The sequence below is a fragment of the Clostridium sp. HBUAS56017 genome, assembly GCF_007115085.1.
In the GTDB taxonomy this organism is placed as follows: Bacteria; Bacillota; Clostridia; order Clostridiales; family Clostridiaceae; genus Clostridium; species Clostridium cibarium.
In genome coordinates this window covers 1-22173 of sequence record NZ_SULK01000026.1, presented here as the reverse complement: position 1 = coordinate 22173, position 22173 = coordinate 1, and the positions used below count along the sequence as shown (strand labels likewise).

Here is a 22173-nt window from a genome sequence, read left to right as displayed (position 1 = left end):
CATTAAATTGTCTTAAATCCTTCTTTTGTTTTTTTATATATATTCTTATACTCAATTATATTATTCTCTATTATGTTTGTTATTTCATTTTCCTTTTCAAATCTAGTACATATACCACAACTTTGAGTTATCGATGTTGGAGTTGGCATTATCTTGAAATCAAAATTATTCTCAGTTAATTTCTTTTCTGCTAACATTGCATCATGTGTGTTCTTATATACAATTACGTAGTATTCCATATTTCCCTCCTAAAGTTAAAAATATAATTTATATCTCTATTATATATATTTTTTATATTTTATAAAGCTATGATAATTCTATTATATATAAAAAAACTTTCTCATTTCTTAATTATGTATTATTATTTTTACAATAGCATAAAATTATGAAGAATAGTAATTAGATTCAAAAGGAGTTTTTATGAATATATATTTAGATAATGCAAGCACCACTTTTCCAAAACCTAAAGCAGTTGCAGATTCAATTTATGATTATCTTATTAATATTGGTGGCAATGCAAACAGATCAAATTATTCTAATTCATTAGATAGTAGCAGAAAACTTTTATTAGCTAGAGAAAAAATAGCTGATTTTTTTAAATTCGATAAACCAAGTAATATAATCTTCACAAATAATATAACCAGTTCTTTAAATATCCTACTTAGAGGAACCCTAAAGCCTGGTGATCACGTGATATCATCATGCATGGAGCACAATTCAATATTAAGGCCGTTATCAGACCTACAAAATCTTGGAATATCCGTTGATCTGGTACATGCTGATGAATTAGGTTTTATCAATCCAATGAATATAAAAAATTTAATTAAACCTAATACTAAAATGTGTGTTATTTCCCATGCATCTAATGTTACTGGTTCAATCCAAGATATAGACACTATCGGTACAATTTGTAAGGATTCCAATATCTTTTTTGTTGTAGACTCAGCCCAGTCTGCAGGCGTATTAGATATTGATATTAATAAAATTAAAGCTAATGCAATCGCCTTTACAGGCCATAAAAGTTTACTTGGCCCACAAGGAACTGGTGGCTTTGTTATTGATGACAAACTTAACACTGAATGCTCTCCCCTGCTCAGCGGTGGTACTGGCAGCTTATCCTATTCATTAAAGCAGCCGTCTTTTTTGCCTGATAAATTTGAATCTGGAACCATGAATATGCCTGGTATAATTGGATTATCTAGCGGTATTGATTTTATTAATCAGATAGGAATTAATACGATAAGGGAGAAAATAAGCTATCTCAGATCTATTTTACTTGATGGAATTTTAAATATAGATGATCTTACAGTATATGGTGACTTAGATAACAAAAAATCAACAACATGTTTGTCTATTAATCATAAATCTCTAGATCCTTCTGAAGTTTCTTATTTTTTAGATTCTAACGGAATAAAAACCCGTTCTGGATTGCATTGTGCACCTTTAGCACATAAGGCTATTGGCACATATCCAACTGGAACTGTTAGGCTTAGCTTAAGTTATTTCAATTCAGAAACTGACATATATAACACCTTAAACATATTAAGTAAATTGAGAGATAATCTTTAATTTCTTGCATAACAACCTCCTGTATTGGAAATAATTCCATTATAGGAGGTTGTTTTATGAGTACATGTTTTTCTGTTGATTCTAATATTCCAAATTCATATGAAAAGATTAGAGATTATTTATATAAAGAACTTAAACCAATAATTAAATCTGGCAAGTGTATAATTTTCCTATGTATCGGCACAGATCGTTCTACCGGTGACTCATTGGGTCCTTTAATTGGCTATAAATTACGATATCTTAAAAAGAAAAACTTTTATATTTATGGTAGTTTAAGTAATCCAATTCATTCTAAAAACTTAGAAATAATTATTCAAAGAATATACGAGAACTTTGACGATCCATTTATTATTGCTGTTGATGCTTGTCTTGGAAGCTTTCAAAATATAGGGAAGATTTTTATTGATAGGAAACCACTCCATCCTGGGTTGGCAGTTAATAGAAAACTTCCTCCAGTCGGCAACATGAGTATTACTGGAATCGTTAATATTTCTGGCAGTTTCGAATTCATGGTATTACAAAATACAAGACTTTATATAGTAATGGAATTAGCTGATTGTATATCTGCTGGTATATACCACTTCATATTAAAGTCATCTGGAAATAGTAGTTCAACTCAATATATCGAAGATATCATTACATTTCCAAATGTTTAATGGATTCTGCTCCTAATAGAATATCTCAATCTATTTTATGAAGCTTTGTTAATAACTTATCTATTCTTAGGTTACAACAATAAAAGAGATGGTTTCCCATCTCTTTTATTTACTACTTTTATTAGTAGCTTCATTTAAAACATATATTTCTTCCTCTGAAAGATCATATCTTGATATTCCTTTATCAATCGGTTTTGCATAAGTAGTACTTTCTTGTCTCCCATAAATTCCTGTTAACATTACTCCATCGTTATTTTCATCTAAAATAGCTACAGAGAAACTCAAATCACTTCCTACATCTTCAAACGCTTTATACCTCATTATAGCAATCTTTTGAACACATTCCTTTATTCTTTCTCTCATATCTGCACATCTATCTAATGCTTCTTGAGAATTACTATTTGCTTTCTCTATATTCTCTAACTGGCTTATCAATAACTCTTCTAAATTCTTACCTGAAGTTCCCCTCATTAATCTTCTATACTTGTTTTCCAATTTATTTACTGACTTAAATAATACTATGACTAATATAAATAGTAGTAGTATAATAACTGACATCCCTCCAAGTATATATGGTATATACTCATTTAAACTATTTATAACACTTTCCACAACGATTTTCATCCTTTCATAAAATGTTTCACGTGAAACATTTATATATTAATTATATCTAATATTCTTTGAAGATCTTCTTCAGAGTAATACTCTATTTCAATTTTTCCTTTATTATTTTTACTACTCAACTTAACTTTTGTTCCAAAATAATCTTGTAGCTTATCTCTAACATCTTTATAATATGGATTTAACTCATTATTATTGTTAACCTTTTTTCGATTATTATCACTATCTAAGATATTCTTTATTAATCTTTCAACTTCTCTTACAGAAAGTTTTTCATCAATAATCTTTTGAGAAATTTCATACTGAAGATCACCATCTGTTATTCCTAACAATGTCCTTCCATGACCTTCTGATATAACTCCTTCAATTAGGTATTGTTGAACTCTATCATCTAAATTAATTAATCTTAGATTATTTGTTATAGCTGTTCTTGACTTTCCTATTCTCTTGCTAAGTTCTTCTTGTGTGATATTAAAATCTGTTAGTAACTTCTTATAAGCTAATGCTTCTTCAATTGGATTCAAATCTTGACGCTGAATATTTTCAATTAAAGATATCTCTAGCACTTGCTTTTCAGTTAATTCCATAATTATTGCTGGAACTTCCTTTAACCCTAAAAGTTTTGCTGCACGCCATCTTCTTTCTCCAGCTACTATTACGTACTCTTTCCCTTGTTCTTTTAATATTAACGGTTGAATTATTCCATGATGTTTTATTGATTCAGCTAATTCAACAATTTTATCATTATCAAATGCTTTTCTTGGTTGTTCATTGTTGCTTTTAATTTTGTTTAATGAAATCAATAAATTATTCGATGAATCATTACTCTGAACATCATCAGGAATAAGAGCACCAAGCCCCTTCCCTAAAGCAAACTTTTTACCCATAACCTCACCTATAAATTCTGCCTTTCTAAAAACTCTTTAGTGAAATTTAAATATGATTCTGCACCCTTACACTTTTCATCATATAACATAATAGGAAGTCCAAAACTTGGTGATTCAGCTAACCTAATATTTCTAGGTATAGTATTCTTAAACATCAATTCATCAAAATATTTTTCTACTTCCTTATATACTTCATTGCTTAAGTTAGTACGATAATCATACATAGTCATTAAGACACCTTCAATTTCTAAATCCTTATTTAACGACTTCTTAACTAACTGTATCGTATTAACAAGTTGACTTACCCCCTCCAACGCATAAAACTCACATTGTATAGGAATGAGAACTGAATCACAAGATGTTAAAGCATTAATAGTCAAAACACCTAATGATGGAGGACAGTCTATAAAAACAAAATCATATTCTGAATTTAATTCTCGTATTTTGTTAATAAGAATTTGTTCTCTATTGTCCTTTCCTATCATCTCAACTTCTGCACCTGCTAATTCCATTGTTGAAGGCGCTATTGATAAGTTCTGAATTAAGTCACTTTTTATAACAACATCTTTTAGCCTTGTATCTGAAGTTAATACATCATACATAGATAGTTCTAAATTTCTTTTATCTAATCCTAAACCACTAGTAGTATTCCCTTGGGGGTCTATATCTAAAGTTAAAACTTTATACCCTTCCATCGCTAAATAAGAACATAAATTAATATTAGTGGTCGTTTTTCCAACTCCACCTTTTTGGTTGAATATACAAACTACCTTCATATATAAAGCTCTAAACGATAGAGCCACACCCCCTCTCCATATTAATATTATATATATAAACTTATAATATTTAAAGGAATTTTAGAAAAAAAGTAGTACTATATTACTCAATAAAATACAATACTACTAAATTTAATTTATTCTTAATTTATTTTTTATTTTTCGGTATATTTACGGTGATTTGTATGTAATCATCTTTTTCATCAAACTTATACGCTGCAGGTATATTAAACTTATCAAATACTTGCTTAATTGTATTAACATATAACTTTGCAGGAAAAACCGATTTTACTTTTTTCTTTTCTTTCCCACTTAATTGTTTCCCTGCAAGTTTTAATAATTCCTTATTAATAAGCTCTTCCGTCTTCTTAACATTTAATCCTTTTGTTATAACTTTCTCAACAATTTTAAGCTGAAGCTCTTCATCTGGAATACTAAGCAAAGCTCTCGCATGTCTTTCAGTAAGTTTATTATCTAAACATAAGTTTCTGACCTTTGCAGATAATTTTAGTAATCTTAATTTATTTGCAATAGTTGATTGATTTTTTCCCATCTTAACTGCGATTTCTTCTTGAGTAAAGTGATGATCCTGAATTAAATTATAATAGGCTTCTGCCTCTTCAATGAAGTTAAGATCTTCCCTTTGTAAGTTCTCTAATAAAGCAATTTGCGCTGATTCAGTATCCGTAATATCTACAACTGCACAAGGAACTTCTTCAAGTTCTGCAAGTCTCGCCGCTCTCCATCTTCTTTCACCTGCAACAAGTTCAAAAATCTCTCCACGCTTTCTAACAGTTAAAGGTTGTATTATTCCATGTTCTCTGATTGATTGCGAAAGCTCCATTAATGCTTCTTCTTTAAAGTACTTTCGTGGTTGATACATGTTAGGAATTATATCATCAATCTTCACACTAATTATTTCATTACTCATATTACCTAACCCCATCCTTATCATTTAACTTATTTGTCTAATTATAAATTCTATAACGCTTAACTTTTTCCTTCTTTTTACAATTATTTTTTGTTGGAAAGCCTAATATTAATTACATATGCTGTTATCTGTTACTTTAGTGGCTTTTTAGTTATAATTCCAGCTTTTCTAGGATACGATGTAGGACATTCTTTTGTCTTTTTGACAACCACTATGTTATGCTTTAAATCTGTTCCTTCAATATCTAATTCAATTACATCTTCAAGCTTTCCACCTAATACACCAAGTGCATTCCTACACTCTTTAAGTTCCTCATCAATTGCTGGCCCTTTCAAAGCAACAAAATAACCATTAACTTTTACATATGGAAGACAGAATTCAGATAAAACTGTCATATTAGCAACAGCTCTAGATGTAGCAACATCAAAATTTTCTCTTAAATCTTTTAACCTGGCACCATCTTCTGCTCTAGAATGAATAGTTACTACATTAGTTAAATTCAATTCCTTAACTACTAAGTTCAAGAAATTAATTCTCTTATTTAGTGAATCTAATAATGTAACTTCAATATCATCTCTCATAATAGCAATAGGAACTCCTGGAAATCCAGCTCCAGTCCCTACATCGATTAAATTTCTAGCATTTTTAAGTTTATCACTTTTAAAAGCTTTAATACAATCAATAAAATGTTTTTTAATAAATTGCTCATCATCTATTATTGCAGTAAGATTAATTTTCTTATTCCACTCTTGCACAAGCTGCATATATTTAATAAATTTCTCATATTGCACTTCACTTAATGACATGCCAACATCTTGAGATGCTTCCTTCATTAATTCATAAAAACTCATATTTACCTCCTGAGTTTAGTTTAATCTCTTTTCTTTCCATATTGATGCTCCAAGTAAACTAACAAAACCGAAATATCAGCTGGAGAAACACCAGAAATCCTAGATGCTTGCCCAATACTTATAGGCCTAATATCACTCAATTTTTGAATAGCCTCAGTTCTTAACCCTTTAATTTCAGCATAATCTAAATCACTTGGTATTAACTTCTTCTCGAACTTTTTAAATTGCCCAACCTGTTCTAATTGGCTCGCTATATACCCTTCATATTTAGCAACTATATTTATTTGCTCTCCTATATCTTTGCTAAAATGTTCTCTATCTGAATCTAAAGGTTCTAAAGCAAAATAATCTAATTCGGTTCTTTTAATTAATTCATATAAACTAGTTGGCTTTTTCAATTCTGCAGAGCCAAGACTTGCTAAAAATTCATTCACTTCTCTTTTATTTGTAATTTGAAGATTTTTTATTCTATCTAATTCATCTTCAATAAGTTCTTTTCTATTAATAAATTTATCATATCTTTCTTCAGTAACTAACCCAATATTATGACCTATTTCAGTTAACCTAAAATCTGCATTGTCTTGTCTTAAAAGAAGTCTATACTCAGCTCTAGATGTCATCATTCTGTAAGGTTCATTCGTTCCCTTTGTTACAAGATCATCAATTAACACACCAATGTATGCATCAGAACGAGTTAAAATTAATGGGTCTTTTCCTTTTATCTTTAAAGCTGCATTTATACCCGCTACAAGTCCTTGGCATCCTGCTTCTTCATATCCTGAACTTCCATTTAGTTGACCTGCTCCATAAAGGCCTTGAACATTTTTAAATTCTAATGTTGGATTTAATTGAGTGGGATCTATTGAATCATACTCTATTGCATATGCAGTTCTAAGTATTTCAACATTTTCAAGCCCTGGTAAAGTTCTAAGCATTTTAACTTGAACTTCTTCTGGTAATGATGAACTCATCCCCCCAACATACATCTCTAATGTATCTTCCCCTTCTGGTTCAATAAATATTTGATGTTGTACTTTATCAGGAAACCTCATCACCTTATCCTCTATTGACGGACAATATCTTGGCCCAATACCTTTTATAGATCCATTATATATTGGCGATCTTCCAATATTTTCACGAATTATATTGTGAGTATCTTCATTTGTATAAGTAAGATAGCAAGAAATTTGCTTTCTTGAAATATCTCCACTCATAAATGAAAATGGTACTATAGTATCATCTCCACCTTGCTTAATCATTTTTGAGAAATCTACAGAACGCCTATTAATCCTTGCTGGTGTACCTGTTTTAAATCTTCTAAGATTTATTTTTAAATCTAGCAGAGATTGTGAAAGATCATTTGCAGGGAATAATCCATTAGGACCTCCGTTATAACTCACTTCTCCAATAATAATTTTTCCCCTTAAATATGTACCAGTTGCCAATATTACAGCCTTACATTTATATGTAGCTCCGTTTTTAGTTACTACTCCACATATTTTATTATCTTCAACTAGTAACTTAGTAACTTCTATTTGCTTAATTTGAAGATTCTCTTGTTCTTCTAATACTCTTTTCATTCTATGTTGATATCTCATCTTATCAGCTTGTGCCCTTAGCGAGTGAACCGCTGGTCCCTTAGATGTATTTAACATTCTCGATTGAATAAAAGTATTATCTATGTTTATTCCCATTTCCCCACCTAGCGCATCAATCTCTCTTACTAGATGTCCTTTAGCTGTACCTCCAATATTCGGATTACATGGCATCATTCCTATAGAATCTAAATTTATAGTACATACTAATGTATTTAATCCCATTCTTGCTGCTGCTAAAGAGGCTTCACAACCTGCATGGCCAGCTCCAACAACTATAACATCAAATTCTCCTGCATTATAATTCATTTTATCATTACTCCTACTTTCCTACACAGAATTCACTAAATATTTTATTTACTAAATCTTCTTCAAGTTCTGCTCCCGTAATTTCTCCTAATGCTTTCATTGCTGAAGTAACATAGATAGAAATTAAATCTAAATACTCATTTAATTTCACTTTTTCCCTGGCTATATTGCAATTTTCTAATGCCCTGTATAGCGCTTGTTTATGTCTATTATTCGAAATTATGAGACTCTCTGTATCTACTTCTCCACTAAAGAACATATCCTTTATTTTTTTCTTTAAATCATTAATTCCATAACCAGACTTGGCAGAGATTCTAATTACGTCACTTAACCCTACCAATTCTTCATCCTTAACTTTTGTATCTAAATCAACTTTATTTAAAAGAACTATATACTTTTTATCCTTAATATAATCAATTATTTCTTCATCCTCTTTGTCTAACTTTCTCGAAGAATCAATAACCAAAATAATTAAATCAGCTTCATCAATCTTTTCTTTAGATCTTTCAACACCTATCTTCTCAACAACATCTTCCGTCTCCCTAATTCCAGCAGTATCAATAACTTTTACAGGTATCCCATCTAAATTTATAAATTCTTCAATTACATCCCTAGTAGTACCTGGAATATCAGTTACTATAGCTCTCTTTTCTTTCAACAAAGCATTTAGTAAAGATGACTTTCCGACATTTGGTTTACCAATAATAGCCAAGTTTAATCCATCTCTTATAATTCTTCCTTCATCTGCACCCTTAATTAAAATGTTCATTTCTGAAATAGCTTTATTTAGCTGATCCAGTATTTTTATTGGAATACTTTCATCCACCTCTTCATCATCTTCTGTAAAGTCTATAGAATATTCTATTAACGCTAATGTATTTAACATATACTCTCTAAGTTTATTTATTTCCCGGGAAAGGTATCCAGAACTTTGCATTAAAGCAGCTTTCATAGATAAATCAGTTTTTGCTCTTATTATATCTATTACGGCTTCTGCTTGTGGCAAATCTATTCTACCATTTAAAAAAGCCCTTTTTGTAAATTCACCAGGTTCTGCAATTCTACACCCAGCCTTAATTACTTCTTCCAACACCTTATTAGTTGATACAACCCCACCATGACAATTTACTTCTATGACATCTTCAGCAGTAAAGCTCTTAGGCCCTTTCATATAACTAATAATAACTTCATCTATAACATTCTTAGAATCAAGTTCGCAAATCCATCCATATCGCATAGTATAACTTTTCATATCCTTAATATCTACGTTATTTATCCCCTTGAAAACATTGCCTATTATCTCTAACGATTTGGATCCAGATATTCTTATTATAGAAATACCACCTTCTCCTATTGGTGTAGCAATACCACAGATAGTATCAAATTCTTTCATTAGTTTGTCCTCCTTAGAAGTATTCATTATAATTATTGTACTCCTATTAAACTACTATACATTTTACAAAACAATAATCCATAAGTCAAAAAAATAAGGCATTTTAAAATTCTAAAAAAGGTTGTAATTTTATCCTTATTTACCTATATCAAAAATATTAAAATAAATCTTCCTAACCTATATTGCAATTTCCCATCATTTTAGAAACTTTTGTTATATTCTTATATTCTTCAGAATATAAGAATATAAGAATATGGTGGTTATTGGCTAACTAAATGTAATTTTACAAAAACTAATATGTTATAGATTAATACATCGAAAATTTTTTCAAAAAAGTAAGCCATCCAAAACAGAAGCTTAACTTCCATTTTTAGATAGCCTTCTTATTATTAATTTCTTTTAATATCTACTACTATTCTTCTAAAAGGTTCTTCCCCTTCACTAAATGTTTTTATATCAACATAATTTTGAAGTGCCGAATGAATAATTCTTCTCTCATATGGATTCATAGGTTCTAACTTAAAGGATCTTCTACTCTTTCTTACCTTATAAGCAGTTTTCTCAGCTACTCTTTTTAAAGTTTCTTCACGTTTTTTTCTATAATTTTCAGCGTCTAAAATAACTCTTCTATATGGTTGCTCATGATTTTTGTTAATTACTAATGATACTAAATATTGTAGAGCATCCAATGTCTCTCCTCTATATCCGATAACAGATCCCATCTTTTCACCTAAAAGTTCTATATAAACAGAATCTTTATCATCATTTATATTAACATCAGCATTTACATTCATACACCTTAGAATATTATTTAAAAATTCTCTTGCTTCATCCTTATAATCTGCTTTTAAAGTAACCTTAATCTTAGCTGGTTTTCCACCTATAAATTTGAATAAGCCTCTATATCCTTCATCAATTATGTCAACTTCAACCTTATCTTTAGTTACATTTAACTGATTTAAAGCCTTTTCTAATGCTTCATCTACGGTTTTTCCAATAACATCAATTGACTTCATGCCATATTCACCCACCTCTAAAATACTCAAAATCAAGTTTACTTTTTCTTTTTCTTTTTCTTAGCTGATTTATTATTTTCTTCATACTCTGGCATAGCAAATTTAGGAGCTCTAGCTGCTTCCTTTTCTGCTTCAACTTCTAGCAATTCATTTTTCTTAGCCATAGCTGGTTTATAATTAACAAAATAAGTAGTTGCTAATTGTATTACTCCACCTAATACCCAATATATAACCAATATTGATTTAAATTTTAGTGCCATAAATCCCATCATTAATGACATACCAATATTCATTGGCGCCATATTCATAGCACCTTCTCCATTATTAGGAGTTGCTTTAGTCATTAGATACGATGGCAAATAAGTAGACAATGCCGCTAATATAGGCAAAATAAAGTATGGATCTGAATCTCCCAAATTAGGAATCCATAAAAAAGACCCTTCAATGGTCATATTATAAAATACATAATATAGTGCCATTAATATTGGAAGCGGTAATAACGCAGGCAAACAACCACCCGTCATACTTACTTTCTTCTCTTTGTAAAACTTCATAAGTTCTGCATTAGCTCTCTGTGGATCATTTTTATATTTTTCTTGTATTTTCTTAATTTCTGGTTGTACTTCCTGCATTCTTCTTGTGGAATTAGCAGACTTAATATTAAATGGTAATAAACATGCCCTTATTACAATTGTCAATATTGTAATTGCTAGTACATATGATAAACCACCCGTTACACCTAATCCAATAACAAAATTATGAAGCCATTCAAATATAGCAGAAAAGAAATTTGTTATTGGAGCAAATAAAGTCATCATATTGTTAATCCCTCCTATATATAAGATTTATTTAACAGGATCGAAGCCACCTTTACTGAAAGGATTGCACCTTAAGATCCGCCAGCAAGCCAAAATTCCTCCCCTAAATACTCCATGTTTTTCAATAGCATCAATAGCATATTGAGAACAGGTAGGGATATACTTACATCTTGGTTGACTCATAGGTGATATTTTCTTTTTATAAAATTTAATTAGCCTTATCATTATTTCCTTCATTTATATGTAAGCCTGCTTTCTTTAATAAATTATTTACAGCCTTATCAACTTGATGATAATCCTTGTCTTTAAGTTTAGTCCTAGCAACAAATACGAGATCATATCCTTGTATAAGATTATTTAACTTCAATCTATAGCTTTCACAAATCAGTCTCTTACTTCTACTTCTTACTACACTATTACCAACTTTTTTACTAACAGAAATTCCTACTCTATTATATTGGTTTGCTTCTTTATCTCTGTTTCTTCTATTCTTAAGTATATATAGAACTAGAAGATCATTAGAAAATGATTTTCCCTTCCTATATACAATACGAAATTCATTGTTTTTTTTCAATCTGTAAACCATAGGTATTCCTATACTCCTTTTTTTCCTGCATTTGCAGAAAAAAGGCCACAAATTGCGGCCCTTATGCTGTTAATTTTTTTCTTCCTTTTTGTCTTCTTCTTTTAAGAACGTTTCTTCCTGATTGAGTCTTCATTCTCTTTCTAAAACCATGTTCTTTTTTTCTTTGTCTCTTTTTAGGTTGGTATGTCATGAACATTAACAATGCACCCCCTTCGACTCAAATATTTATAGCAATAACTATATTCTTAATTTTTCATTTACTAATTAATTATATATATATCCTCTATCTGTGTCAAGAACGTTGTTCTCTGTTGATAAATTAATATATTAATAAGTTTTTTGTGGATAACTTATTGAATACTAGTATTCCTATATGATATTATAATAAATAGATTGTGAATAACTTGTTTGTAAATAAAAGTTATCCACACCTGTGGACAATATTGTGAATAACTTGTTTATTTTTATTGACATTTCATATATCTTTTTTTTATTTTTACTAAATTTAGTCCATTTTATGCAGCTTTTTGGCTGTTTATAATATAATTACAATCTTTGTGGATAACTTATTATTTACTATTTAATAAATAAGATTATCAACATGTTACTAACTTTAGTTAACATTATAAACATAAATAAAGTTATCAACATCTATTGTTTCTTAGTTTGTTGATAATTAAATTTTGTGATTTTTTATGCTAAAAATTTTTTTGGAGGATAATACATGGAAACTGATCTAAATGAACTATGGCAAAAGACACTAAATATTATTAAAAGCGAGATGAGTGAAGTAAGCTTTAACACTTGGATAAAAAGTTGCGAACCAATTTCTATATCCTCAGATACTATAAAGATTAGTGTTCCCAACTCCTTCACTCAAGATATCTTAGATAAAAGATACAAAGATTTAGTTGCAAATTCAATTAAAGCTACGTGCTCAAAATTATATAATATTGAGTTTTTAATCGCCTCAGAGCTTAAGCCAGAAGAATCTATAAAAAAAGAACAACCTAAAGAAGAGAAGTCAATAATTGTTAATGATGAAATGTCTACAACATTAAATCCTAAATATACATTTGATTCTTTTGTAATAGGTAATAGTAATAGATTTGCACATGCAGCATCTTTAGCTGTAGCAGAAGCTCCAGCTAAAGCATATAATCCTTTATTTATATATGGTGGAGTTGGACTAGGAAAAACTCACTTAATGCATGCCATAGGCCATTACATACTAGAAAATAACCCAAGCGCAAAGGTTGTTTATGTTTCATCTGAAAAGTTTACTAATGAACTTATTAATTCTATAAAGGATGATAAAAATGAAGAATTCAGAAATAAGTATAGAAATGTAGATATTCTTTTAATAGATGATATTCAATTTATTGCAGGAAAAGAAAGAACACAAGAAGAGTTTTTCCATACATTTAATGAACTACATGATGCAAATAAACAAATAATTCTTTCATCAGATAGACCACCAAAAGAAATACCTACATTAGAAGATAGACTTAGATCTAGATTTGAATGGGGATTAATTGCAGATATCCAAATTCCTGATTTTGAAACTAGAATGGCAATATTAAAGAAAAAAGCTGATGTTGAGAACTTAAACGTAGAGAATGAAGTTATGGTATACATCGCAACTAAAATAAAATCAAATATAAGAGAACTTGAAGGTGCGCTAATAAGAATAGTAGCATATTCCTCTTTAACTAATAGAGAAATAACTGTAGATTTAGCATCTGAAGCACTAAAAGATATAATTTCCAAGAAACAAGGAAAAAACATAACAATCAGTTTAATACAAGATATAGTTGCAAGTTATTTTAATCTAAGAGTGGAAGAACTAAAATCTCAAAGACGAACTAGAAATGTTGCCTACCCTAGACAAATAGCCATGTATCTAAGTAGAAAACTTACAGATATGTCTTTACCAAAGATAGGCGAAGAATTTGGTGGAAGAGATCATACAACTGTAATACATGCATATGAGAAAATTTCAGATAATCTTAATAGTGATGAAAACTTACAAAAGACTATTGAAGATATAACAAAAAAATTAACTCAAAACTAATCCACAGCTGTTTATAATAAAGCTATAAGAACTTGTGGATAAATACTAAAAAACAATTTTCTAGTTAATACTGTGGATAAGAGATACTTTTTGTTACTGACTTATCCACAATATTTTTTTATAAAATTATGTTGATAATACTGCCTTTAAAGTACTTATTAACAAATTCACATTCCCTACTACTACTATTACTAAATATATTATTTATATCTATTCTAATTATAGATAATTTAAACTGTTGATAAACTAGGAGGTTATTTAATGATTTTTATATGTGAAAAACAAAAATTACAAGAAGGTATTTTAATTGCTCAAAAAGCAATTACAGGGAAATCAACAATGCCCATATTAGAAGGTATTTATATAAATGCTAGTAAAGATGGTCTAACTTTAATCGGATCTGACATGGATGTATCAATAGAAACAAAAGTAAGTGCTGATGTTATAGAAGAAGGTACTATGGTTATAGATTCAAAAATATTTGGAGAAATTATAAGAAAGCTACCAAACTCTGATGTTCGAATTGAAATTATTAAAAATGATACAGTTCAAATATCATGTCAAAAGTCAGTATTCAATGTAGTATATATGAATTATGAAGAATTCCCATCATTACCTAATATAGATGAGGAAAAGCAAATTCAAGTTCCTCAAAATATATTGAAAAATATGATTAAAAGTACATCTTTCGCTATTGCTCAAGATGAAACAAGACCTATACTACAAGGTATTTTGTTTGAATTGAAAAATAGAAAACTAAACTTAGTAGCCTTAGATGGATATAGGCTAGCGATTAAAACAGAATACTTAGATAGTGATTTTGATATTGAAGTGGTTATTCCAGGCAAAACATTAAATGAAGTTTCAAAAATATTAGAAGATATAGATTCAATTGTAAATATAACATTTACAAACAATCATATACTATTTAATCTAGAACAAACAAAGATAATTTCTAGACTTTTAGATGGAAAATATGTCAATTATAATTCGCTATTGCCTCAAGAACATAAGCTTCTAGTAGAAGTAAATAAGCAGGAATTACAAAATGGAATTGAAAGAGCGTCTTTAATGGCAAAGGAAGGAAATAGCAATTTAATTAAATTAGATGTTCAAGAAGATAACTTAGTAATAACATCTAATTCTCAATTGGGAAAGGTTAGAGAAGAAGTCGGAATAAATTTGCAAGGTGAAGGTGTTCAAATTGCATTTAATTCAAGGTACCTTTTAGATGTTCTGAAAAATATGGAAGAAGATGATGTTGTGTTGGAAATGACATCAAGTGTTACTCCTTGCGTCATTAAAGCAAAGGAAACAGATTCATATAAATATTTAGTATTACCAGTAAGATTGATTAGATAGGAGGAATGCATAAATATACAATATTTATGCAAAAGTGAATTGAAAGAGGTAAAGATTAATACAGAAATCATAAAGCTAGATGCTTTTTTAAAGTGGTGCGGAATAGCATCTATGGGAACAGAAGCTAAAATTTATATAAGTGATGAGCAAATAAAAGTTAATGGTGAAGTATGTACTCAAAGAGGAAAAAAACTAAAGATAAATGATATTGTATCCTTTGATGGCGAAGATTATAAGATTGTTTAAGTTTTAGATAATTTTATAAATATGGATGTTTATTTGCCTAATATGATATAATTATATGGGTGTATATTTATGTTTGTTAAAAAATTAATGTTAATGAGTTATAGAAACTACGATAATCTAAGTATTGAGTTTGGAAATAATGTCAATGTTTTTATGGGAGATAATGCACAAGGAAAAACAAATATTCTTGAATCAATCTATTATTGTGGTTTTGCAAAATCACATAGAACTTCAAGGGATAAAGAATTGATTAATTGGAATTCTGAAAGAGCATTTATTAGTTTAAGTGTAGGTAAGGATAGGTTAGATAAAAGAATAGATATTAATATACTCAAAGATGGAAAGAAAGCTATAACAGTAAATTCTATAAAGATCAGTAAAATCGGTGAACTTTTTGGAACATTTAATGTTGTTATGTTTTCTCCTGAAGACTTAAAGATTATTAAGGAATCTCCTGGTGGAAGAAGAAAATTTATAGATATGGAGTTGTGTCAGCTAAATAAAACTTATTATTATAATCTTGTTCAATATAATAAAGTCATTAATGAAAGAAATATTTTATTAAAGAATAAGAAGTTAAGTGAAGAAATGTTAGATGTTTACGATGAACAACTTGCAGGTTTTGGAGAATATGTAATCAGGAAAAGGTTGGATTATATAGATAAGTTAAATAAGTATAGTCAAGATATTCATAAAGAAATTACATTAGGAAAAGAAATTATCAAATTCAAATATCAATCATCTATTAAGCTTACTGATGATATAAAAAGTAATTTTAGAGAATTGTTAAATAGAAATCGAAAGAAAGATATAGATAAGGGAATTTCTACAGTAGGACCACATAGAGATGACTTTTCTATATTTATTAACGATGTTGATACGAAGAGTTATGGGTCTCAAGGACAGCAAAGAACCGCTGTTTTAACCATGAAGTTTTCATCATTAAAGATTATAAAAGAAGTTAACGGAGAATATCCAGTTTTATTATTAGATGATGTTTTATCGGAATTGGATTTTAACAGGAAGAAATATGTGTTAAGTACTATTAAAGATATTCAAACAATTATTACTTGTACAGGTATATCTGATATAAATGAGTATTTAGACTCAAGTTCTAAGGTGTTTACAGTTAGCGGTGGAAAAATCTCTATTTAAAGGAGGAATGATTCATGTTTTTACATTTAGGGGAAAATGTTACTGTTCCTATAAAGGATATTATAGGGATATTTGATTTAGAAACTACAATGTATGGTTCTGATACAAATCAATTTTTACGAATGGCTGAGGAAGATGGCTTTGTAGAGAGAATAACAGATGAAAAACCAAAGTCTTATGTTATAGCTGAAGTAAATAAAAAAAGTAAAGTTTACTTATCACCAATATCCTCAGCTACTTTAAGTAAAAGAACAGATATGGATTATAACCCATAAGTCCAATATTTAAACCTTCGTGTTTAATTATTGATAATTTTTTAGGAGGAATCTATGTTGGAACAAAATAAACAAAATTATGATGAAAGTCAGATACAGGTATTAGAAGGTCTGGAAGCGGTTAGAAAAAGACCGGGTATGTATATTGGAAGTACTAGTTCTAGAGGTCTACATCATCTAGTTTACGAAATAGTGGATAATAGTATTGATGAAGCCTTAGCAGGATTTTGCAAAAATATAAAGGTTGTTATCAATGAAGATAACTCAATACAAGTAGAAGACGATGGTAGAGGAATGCCAGTAGGAATGCATCCTAAAATGCAAAAACCAACAGTTGAGGTAATTATGACTATCCTACATGCTGGAGGAAAATTTGGCGGAGGGGGGTATAAAGTTTCTGGTGGTTTACATGGAGTTGGTGCTTCAGTAGTTAATGCATTATCAAAGAAATGTATAGTAACAGTAAAGAGAGAGGGCCATCTTTGGCAACAAGAATATGAATGCGGTAAAGTTATTAGTGACTTAAATATAGTTGGAGATACGGATGAAACAGGAACAATAGTATATTTCAAACCAGATGATGATATATTTGATGAGATTGTTTATGAATTTGAAGTCCTTTCACAAAGATTAAGGGAATTAGCTTTTTTGAATAAAGGGATAAACATTACTTTAATTGATAAGAGAGATGATAAGGAAGAAGTATTTCATTATGAAGGTGGAATAAGATCTTTTGTTAGTTACTTAAATAGGAATAAAGAAGCACTACACAAAGATCCTATTTATGTTGAAGGACTTAAAGATGGAATTTCAGTAGAGGTATCATTACAGTATAATGATGGATACAATGAAAATATTTTCTCTTTTGCAAATAATATAGATACAATTGAAGGTGGAACACATTTAGTTGGATTTAAAACAGCACTTACTAGGGTTCTTAATGATTACGCTAAAAAATTTGGACATTTAAAAGAAAATGATAAGAATCTATCTGGTGATGATATAAGAGAAGGATTGACTGCTGTAATATCTGTTAAAATAGGTGAGCCTCAATTTGAGGGGCAAACAAAAACTAAGTTAGGTAATAGTGAAGTAAGAGGAATTGTTGATTCCATAGTTGGCGAAGGCGTAGGAATATTTCTAGAAGAAAATCCAGCAGTTAGTAAAATAATAATAGATAAAGCATTAATGGCAGCTAGAGCTAGAGATGCAGCTAGAAAAGCTAGAGAATTAACAAGAAAATCTGTATTGGAACGTTCAGCATTACCTGGAAAGTTAGCTGATTGTTCATCTAAGGATCCTAGAGAATGTGAAATATACATAGTCGAAGGAGATTCTGCGGGTGGATCAGCAAAACAAGGAAGAAATAGAAAGTTCCAAGCTATACTACCACTAAGAGGTAAGATACTTAATGTTGAAAAGCAAAGATTGGATAGAATATTAAATGCAGACACTATAAGATCTATGATTACAGCCTTTGGAGCTGGAATTGGAACTGATTTCGATATTGAAAAAATAAGATATAATAGAATAATTATTATGACAGATGCCGATGTTGATGGAGCTCATATAAGAACTTTACTGTTAACATTCTTTTATAGGTATATGCGAGATTTAATAGAAGGTGGGCATGTATATATCGCACAACCTCCATTATATAAAGTAAATAAGAATAAGAAAGAAGCATATGCATATTCAGATCAGGAATTAGATAAATTACTTGAGGAATTTGGCGGAAAAGATAGTTCAACTAGCATTCAAAGATACAAAGGACTTGGAGAAATGAATGCTGAACAATTATGGGATACAACAATGGATCCAGAGAAAAGAATATTATTAAAGGCTACTGTAGAAGATGCTATGGCAGCAGATGAAATATTTACAATTCTTATGGGTGATAAAGTTGAACCAAGAAGAGAGTTTATACAACAAAATGCTAAGAAAGTAAGTAACTTAGATATTTAGTACTAATATGAGGTGAAGTACATGAATTTTAATGAAGGAAAAGTCATACCTGTAGATATTAATCAGGAAATGAAAAGATGCTATATAGACTATGCAATGAGCGTTATAGTTGGGCGTGCATTGCCCGATGTAAGAGATGGATTAAAGCCAGTTCATAGGAGAATACTATATTCACTACAAGAATTAGGACTATATCCTGATAAGGGATATAGAAAATGTGCAAGAATAGTTGGAGATGTTCTAGGTAAGTATCATCCACATGGAGATTCTTCCGTTTATGATGCTTTAGTTAGATTGGCACAAGACTTTTCAATGAGATATATGTTAGTAGATGGGCATGGTAATTTTGGTTCTGTTGACGGAGATAGTGCAGCAGCCATGAGATATACTGAAGCTAAAATGAATAAGATTGCAGTAGAAATGCTAAGAGACATTAATAAAAATACTGTTGATTTTGTGCCTAACTTTGATGGAGAAGAAGAAGAGCCATCAGTTTTACCTTCAAGATTTCCTAATCTTTTAGTAAATGGATCTTCAGGAATAGCGGTTGGTATGGCCACAAATATTCCTCCACATAACTTGGGCGAAATTATAGATGGAACAATAATGTTAATAGATAATCCAGAAACTTCAGTTTTAGAACTTATGTCGGTAATAAAAGGACCTGATTTTCCAACTGGAGCAACTATAATGGGAAAAGCTGGGATAAGAGCTGCTTATGAAACAGGTAAAGGAAAAGTAGTTGTTAGGGCAAAAGCTGAAATTGAAGAAGAAAATTCAAGGCATAAAATTATAGTAACTGAAATACCATATCAAGTTAACAAGGCTAAACTAATAGAAAACATAGCTGATCTTGTAAAGGATAAAAAGATAGTAGGCATATCAGACTTAAGAGATGAATCAGATAGAGACGGTATGAGAATAGTTATAGAATTGAAAAGAGATGCAAATCCTAATGTTATTCTAAACTTATTATATAAACATACTAAAATGCAAGATACTTTTGGAGTAATTATGCTTGCACTTGTAGATAATCAACCACAGGTACTAAATCTTAAACAAGTTTTAAGTCATTATATTACATTCCAAAAAGAAGTTATAACAAGAAGAACAATATTTGAATTAAACAAAGCAGAGGCTAGAGCACATATACTAGAAGGGTTAAGAATTGCACTAGATAATATCGATGAAGTAATTAATATTATTAGAAATTCTAGTACATCAGAGTTAGCAAAAAATACATTAATTGAGAGGTTCTCTTTATCTGATAAGCAAGCAACTGCTATATTAGAAATGAGACTTAGGAGATTAACTGGTTTAGAAAGAGATAAGATTGAAGCTGAATATGAAGAACTTATGAAACAAATTGAGTACTTAAATTCAATACTTGCAAGTGAAGAAAAATTACTTGGAGTAATTAAAGATGAACTAGTAGAAATAAAGAATAAATACAACGATGAAAGAAGAACTCAAATCGAAAAAGTAGTTAATGAAATAGATATTGAGGATTTAATTCAAGAAGAGGAAGTAGTTATAACACTTACTAATAATGGATATATTAAGAGACTTCCTGCTGATACTTATTCTGCCCAAAGAAGAGGTGGTAAAGGAATTCAAGCTATGACTACAAAAGAAGATGACTTTGTAGAACAAGTTATGATTACTTCAACACATTCAGATGTATTATTCTTCACCAATAGGGGGAGGGTCTACAAATTAAGAGCTTATGAAATACCTGAAGCTGGTAGATCAGCAAAGGGTACTAATATTATAAATCTTTTGGCTATAGAACCTAATGAAAGGATAGAAGCTGCTTTAACTGTTAGAGATAACAATAAAGAAGGATTCTTGTTCATGGGAACAAAGCAAGGTATAGTTAAGAAAACTCCATTAGGGGAATTTAAAAATCTACGTAAGAATGGATTAATAGCAATTTTCTTAAGAGATGGTGATGAACTCTTAAAAGTTAAGATTACTCGTGGAGATGCAAATATTGTTATGGTAACTCAAAATGGGTATGCAGTTAAATTTAATGAAGCTGATGTTAGACCTATGGGAAGAACTGCATCAGGAGTTAAGGCAATTAACTTAAAAGGTGACGATGTAGCTGTATGTATGGATATAGCGGTAGATGAAGAAGAGTTATTGGTTATAAGTAAAAATGGGTTCGGTAAAAGAACTCATATAAGTGAATACAAAACTCAAAATAGAGGTGGAGTTGGTTTAATTACTTATAAAATCAGTGAAAAGACTGGAAAAGTAGTTGGAGCGACAATGTGTAAACCTGATGATGAACTTATGCTTATAAATACTAGTGGTGTCGCAATCAGGATTAATGTTAAAGATATCTCTATAACCAGTAGATCTGCTATGGGTGTCACATTGATGAGAACTAATGAAAATGAAAAAGTAGTAGCGATAACTAAGATATCAAGTAATGATGAAGAAAAATCTGATGAAGTTGTAGATACAGTAGAGAATACTGAATCAGACATGGATACTGATATCTAATAAAAGACTATAGATGTTAAAAACATCTATAGTCTTTTTAATTTCTAAATTTATTTGCCACAAGGGAGTGCTTAAAGAGTTTTAAACGATGAGTAAAGAATAAAATGAGAATTATGGAAAGTTATATATAAATATGCATGAAACATGAAGAGTATATATTTGACTTACTTGCAGAAAAACTTATTACTATATATTAAATAAAAGAGTACATTTGCCTACAAGTGATTGTAGAACAATCTCATATTATAAGAACTCTGTACCTGGTGTGTCACTATATGAAATTCAAAGAATAATATAGATAAACTAAGATATTATAGGGTAACCTTTTACAATTGGGTATGAATATATATGTTACTTATTATTCTATGGTAAGATAAGATTCGTCGCTAGGGTAACAGAGAAAGACGAGTGTAAGAGTAATTTGAAATTAATGAAAAAAACTTGTTGACATTTGTTGAATAAGGTGATAAGATAAAAAAGTCGCTTGAGGGTGACAAACAAAATGGTCTTTGAAAATTGAACAGATATAAATAAGTTAAAAACCAGCAATTCTTTTAGAGTAAGTTTTTTGAGTAGA

Annotated in this window: 22 protein-coding genes; 9 read left to right on the top strand and 13 right to left on the bottom strand. The window is 29.8% G+C overall.

Going from position 1 to position 22173, the window contains the following annotated elements; genetic code table 11:
* Positions 1-2 precede the first annotated feature (2 nt).
* Positions 3-239 (bottom strand): DUF3343 domain-containing protein, encoded by a 237-nt coding sequence (locus FAY47_RS17385; protein WP_143318204.1) that lies wholly within the window; start codon positions 237-239, stop codon positions 3-5.
* A gap of 181 nt (positions 240-420) precedes the next feature.
* On the opposite strand from FAY47_RS17385, the gene FAY47_RS17380 reads away from it, so the two are divergent.
* Both FAY47_RS17380 and yyaC read left to right on the top strand, forming a co-directional pair.
* Positions 421-1569, top strand: coding sequence for an aminotransferase class V-fold PLP-dependent enzyme (locus tag FAY47_RS17380; protein ID WP_143318203.1), 1149 nt, complete (start codon positions 421-423; stop codon positions 1567-1569).
* A 56-nt stretch (positions 1570-1625) separates the two neighbouring features.
* Positions 1626-2225 carry a spore protease YyaC gene (gene yyaC / locus FAY47_RS17375; protein WP_143318202.1) on the top strand — a complete coding sequence of 200 codons (600 nt, stop codon included), beginning with the start codon at positions 1626-1628 and terminating at the stop codon, positions 2223-2225.
* Positions 2226-2330: 105 nt separating this feature from the next.
* Here yyaC and FAY47_RS17370 read toward each other — a convergent pair whose 3' ends face one another.
* The 12 genes from FAY47_RS17370 to rpmH all read right to left on the bottom strand — a co-directional run bounded on the left by FAY47_RS17370 (position 2331) and on the right by rpmH (position 12204).
* Positions 2331-2837, bottom strand: coding sequence for a DUF4446 family protein (locus FAY47_RS17370; protein ID WP_243129653.1), 507 nt, complete (start codon positions 2835-2837; stop codon positions 2331-2333).
* Between the two features lie 41 nt (positions 2838-2878).
* Positions 2879-3733, bottom strand: coding sequence for a ParB/RepB/Spo0J family partition protein (locus tag FAY47_RS17365; protein ID WP_143318200.1), 855 nt, complete (start codon positions 3731-3733; stop codon positions 2879-2881).
* 8 nt (positions 3734-3741) lie between these two features.
* A complete protein-coding gene (locus FAY47_RS17360; RefSeq protein ID WP_143318199.1) occupies positions 3742-4509 on the bottom strand; it encodes an AAA family ATPase in 768 nt (255 codons plus the stop codon).
* 148 nt (positions 4510-4657) lie between these two features.
* Positions 4658-5440, bottom strand: a complete 783-nt coding sequence (gene noc / locus FAY47_RS17355; RefSeq protein ID WP_143318198.1) for a nucleoid occlusion protein — start codon at positions 5438-5440, stop codon at positions 4658-4660.
* A gap of 131 nt (positions 5441-5571) precedes the next feature.
* A complete protein-coding gene (gene rsmG / locus FAY47_RS17350) occupies positions 5572-6291 on the bottom strand; it encodes a 16S rRNA (guanine(527)-N(7))-methyltransferase RsmG (RefSeq protein WP_143318197.1) in 720 nt (239 codons plus the stop codon).
* Positions 6292-6311: 20 nt separating this feature from the next.
* On the bottom strand, positions 6312-8195 hold the full coding sequence (gene mnmG / locus FAY47_RS17345) for a tRNA uridine-5-carboxymethylaminomethyl(34) synthesis enzyme MnmG (RefSeq protein ID WP_143318196.1): 1884 nt from the start codon (positions 8193-8195) through the stop codon (positions 6312-6314).
* Between the two features lie 13 nt (positions 8196-8208).
* Complete coding sequence (gene mnmE / locus FAY47_RS17340; RefSeq protein WP_143318195.1) at positions 8209-9588, bottom strand: tRNA uridine-5-carboxymethylaminomethyl(34) synthesis GTPase MnmE; 1380 nt, start codon at positions 9586-9588, stop codon at positions 8209-8211.
* 389 nt (positions 9589-9977) lie between these two features.
* Positions 9978-10604, bottom strand: coding sequence for an RNA-binding cell elongation regulator Jag/EloR (gene jag, locus FAY47_RS17335; RefSeq protein WP_143318194.1), 627 nt, complete (start codon positions 10602-10604; stop codon positions 9978-9980).
* Positions 10605-10642: 38 nt separating this feature from the next.
* The gene (yidC, locus tag FAY47_RS17330) at positions 10643-11422 is read right to left on the bottom strand and encodes a membrane protein insertase YidC (protein WP_143318193.1); all 780 of its coding nucleotides are present in this window, start codon (positions 11420-11422) and stop codon (positions 10643-10645) included.
* A 27-nt stretch (positions 11423-11449) separates the two neighbouring features.
* Complete coding sequence (gene yidD / locus FAY47_RS17325) at positions 11450-11659, bottom strand: membrane protein insertion efficiency factor YidD (protein ID WP_143318192.1); 210 nt, start codon at positions 11657-11659, stop codon at positions 11450-11452.
* Positions 11631-12008: a ribonuclease P protein component gene (rnpA, locus tag FAY47_RS17320; RefSeq protein ID WP_143318191.1), complete on the bottom strand. Its 378-nt coding sequence runs from the start codon at positions 12006-12008 to the stop codon at positions 11631-11633. Before rnpA ends, yidD begins: the two co-directional genes overlap by 29 nt.
* 61 nt (positions 12009-12069) lie before the next feature.
* Complete coding sequence (rpmH, locus tag FAY47_RS17315) at positions 12070-12204, bottom strand: 50S ribosomal protein L34 (protein ID WP_143318190.1); 135 nt, start codon at positions 12202-12204, stop codon at positions 12070-12072.
* A gap of 528 nt (positions 12205-12732) precedes the next feature.
* Here rpmH and dnaA point away from each other — a divergent pair.
* The 7 genes from dnaA (at position 12733) to gyrA (ending at position 21596) form a co-directional block, all read left to right on the top strand.
* Complete coding sequence (gene dnaA, locus FAY47_RS17310) at positions 12733-14082, top strand: chromosomal replication initiator protein DnaA (protein WP_143318189.1); 1350 nt, start codon at positions 12733-12735, stop codon at positions 14080-14082.
* Between the two features lie 261 nt (positions 14083-14343).
* Complete coding sequence (dnaN, locus tag FAY47_RS17305; RefSeq protein ID WP_143318188.1) at positions 14344-15444, top strand: DNA polymerase III subunit beta; 1101 nt, start codon at positions 14344-14346, stop codon at positions 15442-15444.
* Between the two features lie 39 nt (positions 15445-15483).
* The gene (locus tag FAY47_RS17300) at positions 15484-15690 is read left to right on the top strand and encodes an RNA-binding S4 domain-containing protein (protein WP_143318187.1); all 207 of its coding nucleotides are present in this window, start codon (positions 15484-15486) and stop codon (positions 15688-15690) included.
* 69 nt (positions 15691-15759) lie between these two features.
* A complete protein-coding gene (recF, locus tag FAY47_RS17295; RefSeq protein ID WP_143318186.1) occupies positions 15760-16845 on the top strand; it encodes a DNA replication/repair protein RecF in 1086 nt (361 codons plus the stop codon).
* Positions 16846-16859: 14 nt separating this feature from the next.
* Complete coding sequence (locus FAY47_RS17290; RefSeq protein ID WP_143318185.1) at positions 16860-17120, top strand: extracellular matrix/biofilm biosynthesis regulator RemA family protein; 261 nt, start codon at positions 16860-16862, stop codon at positions 17118-17120.
* Between the two features lie 57 nt (positions 17121-17177).
* Positions 17178-19085: a DNA topoisomerase (ATP-hydrolyzing) subunit B gene (gyrB, locus tag FAY47_RS17285; RefSeq protein ID WP_143318233.1), complete on the top strand. Its 1908-nt coding sequence runs from the start codon at positions 17178-17180 to the stop codon at positions 19083-19085.
* Between the two features lie 21 nt (positions 19086-19106).
* Complete coding sequence (gyrA, locus tag FAY47_RS17280) at positions 19107-21596, top strand: DNA gyrase subunit A (protein ID WP_143318184.1); 2490 nt, start codon at positions 19107-19109, stop codon at positions 21594-21596.
* The last annotated feature ends 577 nt before the right edge of the window (positions 21597-22173 follow it).

Coding starts and splice junctions, on each gene's coding strand:
- FAY47_RS17385 (WP_143318204.1), bottom strand. CDS start 239: ATGGAATACTACGTAATTGTATATAAGAACACACATGATGCAATGTTA.
- FAY47_RS17380 (WP_143318203.1), top strand. CDS start 421: ATGAATATATATTTAGATAATGCAAGCACCACTTTTCCAAAACCTAAA.
- yyaC (WP_143318202.1), top strand. CDS start 1,626: ATGAGTACATGTTTTTCTGTTGATTCTAATATTCCAAATTCATATGAA.
- FAY47_RS17365 (WP_143318200.1), bottom strand. CDS start 3,733: ATGGGTAAAAAGTTTGCTTTAGGGAAGGGGCTTGGTGCTCTTATTCCT.
- FAY47_RS17360 (WP_143318199.1), bottom strand. CDS start 4,509: ATGAAGGTAGTTTGTATATTCAACCAAAAAGGTGGAGTTGGAAAAACG.
- noc (WP_143318198.1), bottom strand. CDS start 5,440: ATGAGTAATGAAATAATTAGTGTGAAGATTGATGATATAATTCCTAAC.
- rsmG (WP_143318197.1), bottom strand. CDS start 6,291: ATGAGTTTTTATGAATTAATGAAGGAAGCATCTCAAGATGTTGGCATG.
- mnmG (WP_143318196.1), bottom strand. CDS start 8,195: ATGAATTATAATGCAGGAGAATTTGATGTTATAGTTGTTGGAGCTGGC.
- mnmE (WP_143318195.1), bottom strand. CDS start 9,588: ATGAAAGAATTTGATACTATCTGTGGTATTGCTACACCAATAGGAGAA.
- jag (WP_143318194.1), bottom strand. CDS start 10,604: ATGAAGTCAATTGATGTTATTGGAAAAACCGTAGATGAAGCATTAGAA.
- yidC (WP_143318193.1), bottom strand. CDS start 11,422: ATGATGACTTTATTTGCTCCAATAACAAATTTCTTTTCTGCTATATTT.
- yidD (WP_143318192.1), bottom strand. CDS start 11,659: ATGAAGGAAATAATGATAAGGCTAATTAAATTTTATAAAAAGAAAATA.
- rnpA (WP_143318191.1), bottom strand. CDS start 12,008: ATGGTTTACAGATTGAAAAAAAACAATGAATTTCGTATTGTATATAGG.
- rpmH (WP_143318190.1), bottom strand. CDS start 12,204: ATGTTCATGACATACCAACCTAAAAAGAGACAAAGAAAAAAAGAACAT.
- dnaA (WP_143318189.1), top strand. CDS start 12,733: ATGGAAACTGATCTAAATGAACTATGGCAAAAGACACTAAATATTATT.
- dnaN (WP_143318188.1), top strand. CDS start 14,344: ATGATTTTTATATGTGAAAAACAAAAATTACAAGAAGGTATTTTAATT.
- recF (WP_143318186.1), top strand. CDS start 15,760: ATGTTTGTTAAAAAATTAATGTTAATGAGTTATAGAAACTACGATAAT.
- FAY47_RS17290 (WP_143318185.1), top strand. CDS start 16,860: ATGTTTTTACATTTAGGGGAAAATGTTACTGTTCCTATAAAGGATATT.
- gyrA (WP_143318184.1), top strand. CDS start 19,107: ATGAATTTTAATGAAGGAAAAGTCATACCTGTAGATATTAATCAGGAA.